Source organism: Pseudomonas lijiangensis, assembly GCF_018968705.1.
GTDB lineage: Bacteria > Pseudomonadota > Gammaproteobacteria > Pseudomonadales > Pseudomonadaceae > Aquipseudomonas > Aquipseudomonas lijiangensis.
The window spans coordinates 636,913-649,276 of record NZ_CP076668.1 but is presented as its reverse complement, the minus strand read 5'-3'; the positions used below and the strand labels follow the sequence as shown (position 1 = coordinate 649,276).

Annotated in this window: 7 protein-coding genes; all 7 read right to left on the bottom strand. The window is 60.3% G+C overall.

Annotated elements, in window-relative coordinates; translation table 11 throughout:
* Window positions 1-5: 5 nt before the first annotated feature.
* Window positions 6-452 carry an azurin gene (gene azu / locus KQP88_RS02845; protein ID WP_025258312.1) on the bottom strand — a complete coding sequence of 149 codons (447 nt, stop codon included), beginning with the start codon at window positions 450-452 and terminating at the stop codon, window positions 6-8.
* A gap of 361 nt (window positions 453-813) precedes the next feature.
* Window positions 814-1,734, bottom strand: a complete 921-nt coding sequence (locus KQP88_RS02840) for a transglutaminase family protein (protein ID WP_216704789.1) — start codon at window positions 1,732-1,734, stop codon at window positions 814-816.
* Window positions 1,734-4,232 carry a circularly permuted type 2 ATP-grasp protein gene (locus KQP88_RS02835; protein WP_216704788.1) on the bottom strand — a complete coding sequence of 833 codons (2,499 nt, stop codon included), beginning with the start codon at window positions 4,230-4,232 and terminating at the stop codon, window positions 1,734-1,736. The genes KQP88_RS02840 and KQP88_RS02835 overlap by 1 nt, the downstream gene beginning before the upstream one ends.
* Window positions 4,233-4,332: 100 nt before the next feature.
* The gene (locus KQP88_RS02830) at window positions 4,333-7,605 is read right to left on the bottom strand and encodes a transglutaminase family protein (RefSeq protein WP_216704787.1); all 3,273 of its coding nucleotides are present in this window, start codon (window positions 7,603-7,605) and stop codon (window positions 4,333-4,335) included.
* Window positions 7,606-7,969: 364 nt separating this feature from the next.
* The gene (locus tag KQP88_RS02825; protein ID WP_200995017.1) at window positions 7,970-10,279 is read right to left on the bottom strand and encodes a YgiQ family radical SAM protein; all 2,310 of its coding nucleotides are present in this window, start codon (window positions 10,277-10,279) and stop codon (window positions 7,970-7,972) included.
* 119 nt (window positions 10,280-10,398) lie between these two features.
* Window positions 10,399-11,793: a replicative DNA helicase gene (gene dnaB, locus KQP88_RS02820; protein ID WP_200995018.1), complete on the bottom strand. Its 1,395-nt coding sequence runs from the start codon at window positions 11,791-11,793 to the stop codon at window positions 10,399-10,401.
* 124 nt (window positions 11,794-11,917) lie between these two features.
* Window positions 11,918-12,364 carry a 50S ribosomal protein L9 gene (gene rplI, locus KQP88_RS02815; protein WP_025258306.1) on the bottom strand — a complete coding sequence of 149 codons (447 nt, stop codon included), beginning with the start codon at window positions 12,362-12,364 and terminating at the stop codon, window positions 11,918-11,920.

The window sequence follows — 12,364 nt, the reverse complement described above, 5'->3', positions numbered from 1 at the left end:
TCCCACTACTTCAGCGTAACGGTGCCTTTCATCATGCTGATGTGGCCCGGGAACGAGCAGAAGAACTGGTATTTCTCGGCCGGGTCGAGCTTCGACACATCGAAGGTCACGGAGTCAGTCTCACCGGCACCGATCAACTTGGTGTGAGCGATAATGCGAGTGTCGCCTTCCTTCAGATATCCCTTGTCGATACCGACGCTCAGGCCATCAGTGGCGATCGCCTGCGAGTCAGCCGTTTTGCTCAACACCCAGTTATGACCCATCACGTTCTTCGGCAGACTGCCGGAGTGGGTCAGGTTGACGGTGAACGTCTTGCAGCTCTTGTCGATCTCGATGGCTTTGGTGTTGAACATCATCTGATCGGTCGAATCGACGGTGGTAGAGCATTCGGCAGCCAACAACTGACCACTGGCCAACGTCAACAGAGAGATAGCTACAAGCTTGCGAATCATATGAATCTCCAAGGCAGGGTGCTTCATTAGTGTGATGAGAGACTGCCCCATCCGGGGCCAGGTTCCAATGACCTGCGTCAACGTGACTCTCAAGGAAGGCTTATCGATCAGCGGCGCGGAATGATACCGGCTATCGCCGTCATCGAAACAATCAAACAGCCAGCCAGCCAGCGCAGGCGGCTCTACCATCGGCGCATTGCCACCCATGGAATGCCTGTCATGCAGCTCAATAGCCTGTTTCGCAGTTTGCTTGCCGCTTACGCCTGTGGCGCCAGCGCCAGTTGTCCACACGATGCCTGCGATCAGGCGCGGCGCGCTGCCGGATAATCGAGTGCGCCGCTTAATGAACGATTCACTGGCCTCAGGAATTAATGGCGACGCCTGAATACATCTCGCCGATGGGCATCACCGTCACCCGGACTTCGGGATCATGATTACCGCCGCCCAGGATCACGCCGCGCAAGGGCGAGACATCGGAAAAGTCCCGTCCCCAGGCCAGGCTGATGTGCTCCAGTGCCGGTTGAATGTTGTTGGTCGGATCGAAGTCGACCCAGCCCGACGCCGGGCAAAACACTGAAACCCAGGCATGGGAAGCGTCAGCCCCGATCAGCCGTGGCTGGCCGGGTGGTGGCTGCGTCAGCAGGTAACCGCTGACATAACGCGCTGCCAGCCCACGTGAGCGCAGGCACGCCAGCATCAGATGGGCAAAGTCCTGACAGACACCGCGACGCCGCTCCAGCACTTCCACCAGCGGTGTCGCCACCTGGGTGGCTTCGCCGTCGAAGGTGAATTCCTCGAAGATCTTTTCCATCAAGGCCTGCACGCACAGTAGCAAAGGCCGCCCCGGCGGGAAGCAATCCTGCGAGAACTCGGCGAACGAGCGCTTGAGATGCACGTAGGGCGACTCGAAGCGATACCGGCACGCTTCCAGAAGATCGGCGCTCATTCGTTGTGCGCTGTAGGTCAGGGCGCTGCGTGTCACTTCCCAGTCAGGCGACAGGTTGAAGTCCAGTTCAGGGCGCTTCAGCACTTCCACCCGCAAACGGGCATTGACCTGCAACTCGTCATGGGGACGCTCGAAGGCCAGGCGAGTCAGCGGATTGCCGAACACATCCAGCTCGTCCCGGCGCGTGGTGGGCGTCGGCAGGATTTCCAGATGCTGCTCGCTGCAACGTTGCCACGGACTGCTGCGCGGCCACAGGTGCGCCAGTTGCTGCGCCAGGGAAACCGGGCTGTCGTACTTGTAATGGGTGTCGTGAAGAATCTGGTAATGGGCACTCATCAAACGGATACCGTACGTTGGCTGACATCATCGACATGGGCGAAGTGGCGCAGGGCCAGACGGTCGGAAACCTGTCCGCTGGCATCGCCGATGGTTTGCAGCAGATCCGCCAGCCCTTCCAGCACAGCCTTGAGGCTGCTGTCACCGAACAATGGATTCTCCAGGCTGCCCAGGTCGAAACTGGACAGACGCTGGATCAACACCGCGAGGCTTCTGTCCCGCGGCGCACCGAAGCTGTCGTTCAAACGTCGCAGCGAACGCTCCACCTGCTTGAGCTGGAACAACACGGCATGGGGGTTCTGCTCATCGAGCAGCAACAGGTCCAGCACCGGAATCAGATGCGGCACGGCCATGTAACGCGAACGGTAGGTAATGCTGCTGTTGCCCAGCTCCAGCAACCAGTCCAGCCCCGAGTGATCGGACACCGACGCAGCCCGCAGAAAAGCGGCCAGACTGGTGCTGAGAAACCGCAGGCGCTCGATACGCCGCCCGATCATCAGGAAGCTCCAGCCTTCATCACGGGTCATGTCGTCCAGTGCAAACCCGGACAACGCGGCCAGAGACATCACCAGACGGTTGAGGAAGTCCAGCAACTCGCCGAAATCCGGTTCCTTGGTTTCCAGGCTTGCGGCTTCGCGCTGCAACTCCACCAGCGCCTGCCAGTTCTCCCGGGAAAGCTTGCCCCGCACCTGGGACGCGGCCCACTGCATGCGCTGCAGATTGGAGCGCAGACTGAACACCCACTCATCCCCCAGCAACGCCGTGAGCAGACGATCGGGCAGCTCTTCGCCCTCCTCGGCCTCGGGCAACAGGTTCAGGCTTTCGGCCAGTTCCACGGAAGCCTGCAAGGCCAGAGGATCATCGCCATCGATATAGCGCGCCAGCATGATCCGCAATAAACGTGCGCTGTCATCGCAGCGCTCGCAATAACGTCCGAACCAGTACAGGTTTTCCACCACCCGCGACGGCAGGTACGGGTCGCGACGAATCAGGTCGTAGACACCCAGCGGGCGCTGCCCTTTCCACGGTTCGCCCAGATGCGAGTAGTGCTCGCCCAGCACCCAGGTGTCCTTGCTGGCACCGCCACGCTGCATGGAAATCACATCCGCATCGGCTTCGGCAGCCACACGGGTCAGACCACCCGGCAGCACGCGATAACCCTCCATGCCCGCCACCGCATACACCCGCATGCCAATCGCGCGAGGTTGCAGCCCCTTGCAGTCAGGCTGCAGGACAGGCGCATGAGACAGTTGCGCCAGTTCTTGCGCGACATAAGCATAAGGCCGGGCCTGCATACGAGCCGCCAGTGCCTTGCGTTGCTCTTCGTTCAAGTCGCGACCGAAGACCGGTGCGAATCGCTGGGACGGAAACGCAGGTTTGATCAGCAATTCGGGAAGCTTTTCCAGCGCCTGGGCCAGAACGGGAGGCTCACCGCACCACCAGGTCGCAACCGAGGGCAGGATCAGGTCTTCGCCAAACAGGTACTGGCTGATTTTCGGCAGGAAACCCAGCAACCCCGGCGACTCCAGAACCCCACTGCCCAGGGCGTTGGCCACCAGAACATTACCCTGACGCACAGCCTCCAGCAGACCGGGCACGCCCAGCGCAGAGTCGGTGCGCAGCTCCAGCGGATCGCAGAAGTCATCGTCCAGACGCCGCATGATCGCGTGAACCCGGCGCAGACCGCTGAGGGTCTTCAGGTAGACCGTGGCATCACGTACGGTCAGGTCGCCGCCTTCCACCAGCGGATAGCCCAACTGGCGAGCCAGGTACAAATGCTCGAAGTAGCTTTCATTGAAACGGCCTGGCGTCAGCAGCACCACCAGCGGCGCTTCGCTGCTGGTGGGTGCCTGACGGGCCAGAGTCTGTTGCAGGGCACCAAAGAAACCCGACAAGTGCCTGACCTGCAGATCACGGTAGGCTTCCGGCAGCGCACGCGCGACGATCTGCCGGTTCTCCAGTGCATAACCGGCACCCGAAGGCGCCTGTGTGCGGTCGGCAGTGACCCACCAGCGCCCGTCCGGCGTACGCGCCAGATCAACGGCGTACATGTGCAGGAACGTCCCTTCAGGCGGTTTGACGCCCTGGCAAGGCCACAGAAAATTGTTATGCCCGAACACCAGCTCGGCAGGCAGCAAGCCATTGGCGATGAGGTCTTGCGGACCATACAGATCGGCCAGCACGGCATTGAGCAGGCGGGCGCGCTGGGCGATGCCTGCCGCAAGATGCTGCCACTCCTCTGCCGGGATGACATGCGGCAGCAGATCCAGCTCCCACGGGCGATCGGCGCCCTTGGGGTCGGCGTAGACGTTGTAGGTCACGCCGTTTTCCTGGATCTGGCGGGTCAACAGCGCCTGGCGCTGGGTCAACTGGATGGAAGTACTGCGCTGCATATGCTCGTACAGGCGCTGCCAATGCGGCCGTACAGCGCCGCTGGCATCGAGCATCTCGTGATAGGTCCCCTCGGAAAGCGGGTAACGGTCAAGCAGATCAGGCATGGAAGGCTCGGCAAACAGCATAAGGGCTTCAGGTTAGCGCAGTCAGATGTCACACCGATGTGGACACGTCCGTGTGCATCCAACTGACTGAGCCGTTTTATTAATGCAGGCGCATATCCAGCGTCATCGGCAGTTCATCGCTAATGTTGAGCGACGGAATCTCCAGTTTGCCTGCGGTATGCCCCACACGGAAAAACCGTGAGAGGCGCCGGCTTTCCGCTTCGTTGGCGTTGACCGGCAAGGTTTCATAGTTGCGGCCGCCCGGATGGGCGACATGATACTCGCAGCCACCCAGCGAGCGCTGCATCCAGGTATCCAGCAGATCGAAGACCAGCGGTGCATGGACGCCGATGGTCGGTTGCAGGCAATTGGCAGGCTGCCAGGCCCGATAGCGCACACCCGCAACAAACTCGCCCACTCGACCGGTGGGCTGCAAAGGCACCGCAATGCCGTTGCAGGTCAACATGTAGCGCTGCGGCGGCAAACCATTGATCCGTACCTGCAAACGCTCAAGAGACGAGTCCACATAACGCACCGCGCCGCCGCCCGAACCTTCTTCGCCCAGTACATGCCAAGGCTCCAGTGCCTGACGCAGCTCCAGCTCGATGCCGTTGACCGCGTAGTCGCCCACTTTCGGGAAACGGAACTCCAGATGCGCGGCGAACCATTCGGCCCGCAGTGGATAACCGACGTCATTGAGCTCGGCAATCACGTCAGCGAAATCCTGCTCGATGAAATACGGCAGCATGAAACGGTCATGCAGCTCCGTCCCCCAACGCGCCAGCTTGGCCGGTGCGTAAGGCTCGCGCCAGAAACGGGCGACCAGCGCCCGCAACAGCAATTGCTGGGCAAGGCTCATGCGCGCATGGGGCGGCATTTCAAAGGCGCGCAGCTCTAGCAGACCCAGACGCCCCGTCGCACCATCCGGCGAATACAGCTTGTCGATACAGAACTCGGCGCGATGGGTATTGCCGGTGACATCGATCAGCAGATTGCGCAGCAACCGGTCGATCAGCCAGGGCGCAACTTCCTCGCCCGGCTTGGGCATTTGCGCAAAGGCGACTTCCATTTCATAGAGCGAGTCGTTGCGCGCTTCGTCAATCCGCGGCGCCTGAGACGTCGGGCCGACGAACAGGCCGGAAAACAGATACGACAGGGACGGATGGTTGTGCCAATAGCTGATCAGGCTGCGCAACAGGTCAGGCCGACGCAGGAACGGTGAATCAGCTGGCGTCGCGCCACCGAGCACGAAGTGGTTACCGCCGCCGGTACCGGTATGGCGGCCATCGATCATGAATTTTTCAGTGGTCAGGCGCGTCAGGCGGGCCTGCTCGTAAAGAAACTCGGTGCGCTCCACCAGTTGGTCCCAGGTGGAGGAAGGTTGCACGTTGACCTCGATCACACCCGGATCCGGCGTAATCCGGAAATTGCTCAGGCGCGGGTCGCTCGGCGGCTCGTAGCCTTCCAGCAGCACCGGGCACTGCAATTCTTCGGCAGTGGCTTCGATCACCGCCACCAGCTCAAGGTATTCCTCAAGCTTTTGCAGCGGCGGCATGAACAGGTACAAACGCCCGCCACGCGCTTCTGCGCACAAGGCGGTGCGGGTCAGCCAGTCGGCGGACTGGTCGATGACCGGCTGAGGCTGGTCGGTATCGAGCGGCGCGTCTGACTGTAATTCGTCACGCTCAGGCAGCTCAGGGAAATCCTGGTTGTGGTCGGTCGGGTGAATGAACGGATACTCCGCCGCCTTGACCCACGGCTGCGAAGCCAGAGGCAAGCGATAGCCGAGGGCGGAATCACCCGGCACCAGACGGCAATGGGTATCGCGCAGATACCAGCGCCCGCTCTGCCAGCGATCACCCGCAGCGGTGCGCGCCAATGGCAGCACCTGGCCAATCACCTTATCCAGCCCTTGCTCGAACACCTTGCGCAAGCGTGCCCGCTCCAGTTCGTCGCTCAGCCGGGAATCCTCGGCGGTGACGTTCACAGGCAACGCGCCTTCGCGCCAGAGGTAATAGAGATTGTCTTCGTAGGCCGGGAAGACGAAGCGAGTCGGCAGTTTCAACCGCTCGGCCACGCTGCTCAGGAAGCGCCCGGCCAGTTCACCGTTCGCGCCGTAGTCAAGGGTTTCATCGGCAATCAGCGCATCGTTGTTCCAGACCGGCTTGCCGTCCTTGCGCCAGAAGCTGTTGAGCGACCAGCGCGGCAGTTGTTCACCGGGATACCACTTGCCCTGGCCAAAATGCACGATGCCCTTGGGGGAATAATGTCCGCGCATCCGCTTAAACAGTTCAGCCGACAGCGCCCGCTTGTTCGGCCCGAGAGCGGCGGTGTTCCACTCGCTGCCATCACGATCATCGATGGAGACGAAGGTGGGTTCGCCGCCCATGGTCAGGCGCACGTCATCGCGGGCCAGATCGGCGTCGATCTGATGCCCGAGGGCCTGGATCTCCTGCCATTGCTCTTCGGTGTAGGGCTTGGTGACGCGAGGCGCTTCCCAGATCCGCTCAACCGACATTTCATGGCTGAAATCGGTTTCACACGGCTCGACCAGCCCGCTGATCGGCGCCGCCGAAGAAGGCTCGGGGCTGCACGCCAGAGGAATATGCCCTTCCCCGGCAAAAAGGCCCGAGGTCGCATCCAGCCCGACCCAACCGGCACCCGGCAGGTAAACCTCGCACCAGGCGTGCAGGTCGGTGAAATCCACGTCCGTGCCGGACGGGCCGTCCAGCGCCTCGACATCGGCCTTGAGCTGAATCAGATATCCCGACACGAAACGAGCTGCCAGCCCCAGATGACGCAGCAATTGCACCAGCAACCAGGCGGAGTCGCGGCAGGAACCTGAAGCGCTCTCCAGGGTGAACTCCGGGGTCTGAACACCCGGCTCCATGCGAATCAGGTAATCGATGTCCTGACTCAGGCGCTGGTTGAGCCCCACCAGAAAGTCGATGGCGGGCACCGGCTCACGGCTGATGCTTTCGAGATAAGCAGCAAAGCGCGGCGTGAGCGGCAGTTTTTCCAGATACGGCGCCAGCTCGCGCTGTTCCTCACTAGCATAAGAAAACGGAATGTTTTCCGCGTAGGGCTCAAGAAAAAAGTCGAAGGGGTTGAACACTGCCATCTCGGCAACCAGATCGACCTCGACCCGCAGCTCTTTGGTTTTATCAGGGAATACCAGACGCGCCAGGTAATTGCCCTGGGGGTCCTGCTGCCAATTGATGAAGTGGTTTTCAGGCAAGACTTTCAGCGAGTACGACAACACGCGGGTTCGGCTATGAGCGGCCGGGCGCAGGCGAACAATCTGAGGACCCAGTTCAACCGCACGTTCGTAGCGGTAATGCGTGACATGGTGCAAGGCAATATGAATCGACACGGCGTGCCTCCTGCGGCCTGGACGGTCATTGAACCGCGCAAGACTTATGCCATGCGGAACAAAGCCTGCGCCAGCGATATTGAAGTGACTGGATCAGCTAAGCACAGCACCAGGATCGCGCCAATTCAGATTCGTGGTGCAAAGGGACGCACAAAAATGAGGCAGAAGCCCAATCGTAGGAGCGAATTCATTCGCGAAGGGCTTCGCGAATGAATTCGCCCCCGGGGTCACGCCGCAAAACTTGTGGGAGGCAGCTTGCTGGCGAAAAGGCCTGTGAAACCGGCCAATATTCTGCGTCTGTACGCTGAAGTCGCCAGCAAGCTGCCTCCCACAAAGTGATTCATTGGCCTTGACTGCTGAGCCGTTAGCGCGGCACCACTGGCTTGCGGGCTGGCTTCTTGCCCTTTCCGCCCTTGGCGGCTTCCATCCGCTCTTTGGCAGCCTGCTTGTTACGAGCGAGCGCAGCGGCCTTGGCTTCTTCGCGCTTATCCCAAGGCTTGCTGCCGTCGCTGCCACGTGGCGGCAGGCCGGTGTGCTGGGTCTGGATCAGGTTGGTCTTGCCACCCTTGCCCACCTTGTGACTGCCAGCCGGCGTCGAGTTCTTGCGACGGGCACTCTGGTAGCTGTCGGTCGCCGGCTGATGCAGCGGGATCAACTGATGCTTGCCCGGGCCGATCAGGTCGGCACGGCCCATGCGCTCCAGCGCTTCGCGAAGCATCGGCCAGCCTTTGGGGTCGTGATAGCGCAGGAACGCCTTGTGCAGACGACGCTGAGCCTCGCTCTTGACGATGGTGACGCCATCGCTCTTGTACGTGACCTTGCGCAGCGGGTTCTTACCCGAGTGATACATGGCAGTTGCCGAAGCCATTGGCGACGGATAGAACGCCTGCACCTGATCGGCGCGGAAACCATTGCCCTTGAGCCACAGTGCCAGATTCATCATGTCTTCATCGGTGGTGCCCGGGTGGGCGGCGATGAAGTAAGGAATCAGGTACTGCTCCTTGCCTGCCTCTTTCGAATACTTCTCGAACATGCGCTTGAATTTTTCATAGCTGCCGATGCCCGGTTTCATCATCTGGTTGAGCGGACCTTCCTCGGTGTGTTCCGGGGCGATCTTCAGGTAACCACCCACGTGGTGGGTCACCAGCTCTTTGACGTACTCCGGCGACTCGACCGCAAGGTCGTAACGCAGGCCGGAAGCGATCAGGATCTTTTTCACGCCCGGCAAGGCGCGGGCACTGCGATACAACTGAATCAGTGCCGAATGGTCGGTGTTCAGGTTCGGGCAGATGCCAGGGAAAACACAGGACGGCTTGCGGCACGCCGATTCGATTTCCGGGCTTTTGCAGGCGATGCGATACATGTTCGCGGTCGGGCCGCCCATATCGGAAATAACGCCGGTAAAGCCTGGGACCTTGTCGCGAATCTCTTCGATTTCGCGAATGATCGAATCTTCGGAACGGTTCTGGATGATCCGCCCTTCGTGCTCGGTGATCGAACAGAAGGTGCAGCCACCAAAACAGCCGCGCATGATGTTGACCGAAAAACGGATCATGTCGTAGGCCGGAATCTTCTCCTTGCCATACGCCGGGTGCGGAACGCGCGCATAGGGCATGCCGAACACGTAGTCCATTTCTTCGGTAGTCATTGGAATGGGCGGAGGGTTGAACCAGACGTCCACATCGCCATGCTTCTGAACCAGCGCACGGGCGTTGCCCGGGTTGGTTTCCAGGTGCAGCACGCGGTTGGCGTGGGCATAGAGCACGGCGTCGTTACGGACTTTCTCGACCGAAGGCAGGCGGATGACCGTCTTGTCGCGGGTCATGCGCGGGCTGGCCAGGATCTGCACGACCTTGGCTTCGTTCGGATCTTCTACCGGGCCTTTTTCCTGCTCGATGGCGCAGGCCTGGGTGTCTTGAGTGTTCACGTACGGGTTGATGATCTTGTCGATCTTGCCCGGACGGTCGATACGCGTGGAGTCGACTTCATACCAGCCAGCAGGCGTATCGCGACGAATGAACGCCGTACCGCGCACATCGGTGATCTCTTCGATCTTGTGGCCGTAGGACAGACGCTGGGCGACTTCGACAATCGCACGCTCGGCATTGCCGTAGAGCAGGATGTCGGCGCTGGCGTCGATCAGGATCGAGTTGCGAACCTTGTCCTGCCAGTAATCGTAATGCGCGATGCGGCGCAGCGAGGCTTCGATACCGCCCAGCACGATCGGGACATGCTTGTAGGCTTCCTTGCAGCGCTGGCTGTAGACCAGGCTCGCACGATCCGGACGCTTGCCGGCCAGACCGCCCGGGGTATAGGCGTCGTCGGAACGGATCTTCTTGTCCGCGGTATAGCGGTTGATCATCGAGTCCATGTTGCCAGCAGCGACACCGAAGAACAGGTTCGGCTCGCCGAGCTTCATGAAGTCGTCTTTGGACTGCCAGTCAGGCTGGGCAATGATCCCGACGCGAAAACCCTGGGACTCCAGCAAGCGACCAATGATCGCCATGCCGAAAGACGGGTGATCCACATAGGCATCGCCGGTGACGATGATGACATCGCAGGAATCCCAGCCAAGCTGATCCATTTCTTCCCGGCTCATCGGCAGGAAAGGCGCCGGTCCGAAACATTCGGCCCAGTACTTGGGATAGTCAAATAACGGCTTGGCTGCTTGCATGTCAGGACCTACGTTTGCACGTTGGAAAAATCGCGGGCGCGGAATATAGCACAAAAAATGATCAAATCCGACGATAGTGGTCGGATTACTGAGCACATATGAGGGCGAATCATTCGCCCCTACTCGTCGTCGAAGTTGTAACTGCCCGGCGCCAGGTTCTCGAAGCGGGTGTACTTGCCGATGAACGCCAGACGGGACGTACCGATCGGGCCGTTACGCTGCTTGCCGATGATGATCTCGGCAATGCCCTTGTGCTCGGTTTCCGGGTGATACACCTCGTCGCGATACACGAACATGATGACGTCGGCGTCCTGCTCGATCGCTCCGGATTCCCGCAAGTCGGAGTTGATAGGGCGCTTGTTGGGGCGCTGCTCCAGGGAGCGGTTGAGCTGCGAGAGGGCAATGACCGGGCAGTTGAATTCCTTGGCCAGGGCTTTCAACGAGCGGGAAATCTCGGAAATCTCGTTGGTCCGGTTGTCACCGGCAGAGCCCGGAATCTGCATCAGTTGCAGGTAGTCGATCATGATCATGGCGATGTCGCCATGCTCGCGAGCAACACGACGAGTACGGGCACGCATCTCGGACGGGCTGATACCGGCCGTATCGTCGATGAACAGCTTGCGGTCATTGAGCAGGTTCACAGCCGACGTGAGGCGCGGCCAGTCATCGTCGTCCAGTTGGCCGGCACGCACCTTGGTCTGGTCGATACGGCCCAGGGAAGACAGCATACGCATGATCAGCGATTCGCCTGGCATCTCCAGCGAGTAGACCAGTACAACCTTGTCGCTGCGCAGCACCGCGTTTTCCACAAGGTTCATGGCGAACGTGGTCTTACCCATGGACGGACGACCGGCAACGATGATCAGGTCGGCCGGCTGCAGGCCGCTGGTCTTGTCATCCAGGTCGGTATAGCCCGTGGACAGGCCGGTAATCGCGTTATCGCTGTTGAACAGTGTGTCGATACGGTCGATGGCCTTGGTCAGCAGGTCATTGACGCCCACCGGACCGCCGGTCTTGGGACGCGCCTCGGCGATCTGGAAGATCTGCCGCTCGGCCTCGTCGAGAATTTCCTCGGCGGTACGGCCTTCGGGGTTGAAGGCGCTGTCGGCAATCTCGTTGCTGATGCCGATCAACTGACGCAGGGTCGCTCGCTGGCGAACGATCTGGGCATAGGCCTTGATGTTGGCGACAGACGGCGTGTTTTTCGCCAGCTCACTGAGGTACGCCAGACCACCCACCTGAGACGTCTGACCTTCCTTGTCCAGTTGTTCGGACAGGGTCACAACGTCGATCGGGCTGTTCTGATCGGCCAACCGGGCAATGGCGCGGAAGATCAGGCGGTGGTCATGCCGATAGAAATCGCCATCGGATACTTGATCAAGCACACGCTCCCAGGCGTTGTTGTCCAGCATCAAACCACCGAGCACAGCCTGTTCGGCCTCGATGGAATGCGGCGGCACCTTGAGGGCAGCAGTTTGCAGATCGTATTGCTCGGGGGCGGAAATATCGTTCATGGCCACTTGAATTCGAGGTTTACAGAATAGGGGCTGGCAGAAAGACAAAAGGCACGACCTGTAAACAGGATCGTGCCCGATGTTAATCCTCTAACGGCAAAGCCGCCAGACGATTGCGTACTGCTTAAGCTGCTACCACGACAACGCGAACGGTCGCTTCAACGTCGCTGTGCAGGTGCACGGCAACGTCGTATTCGCCGACGTTACGGATAGTGCCGTTCGGCAGACGAACTTCGCTTTTTGCAACTTCAACGCCAGAGGCGGTCAGTGCATCAGCGATGTCGTGAGTACCGATCGAACCGAACAGCTTGCCTTCGTCGCCAGCGGTGGCAGTGATGGTCACTTCCAGCTCAGCCAGTTGGGCAGCGCGAGTTTCGGCAGAAGCCTTTTTCTCTGCAGCCAGTTTTTCCAGCTCTGCACGACGCTCTTCAAACGCAGCCAGGTTGGCAGCGGTTGCAGCGGTTGCTTTGCCGTATGGCAGCAGGTAGTTACGACCGTAGCCGGCCTTAACGTTTACTTTGTCGCCCAGGTTGCCCAGGTTCGCGACTTTTTCCAGAAGGATCAGTTGCAT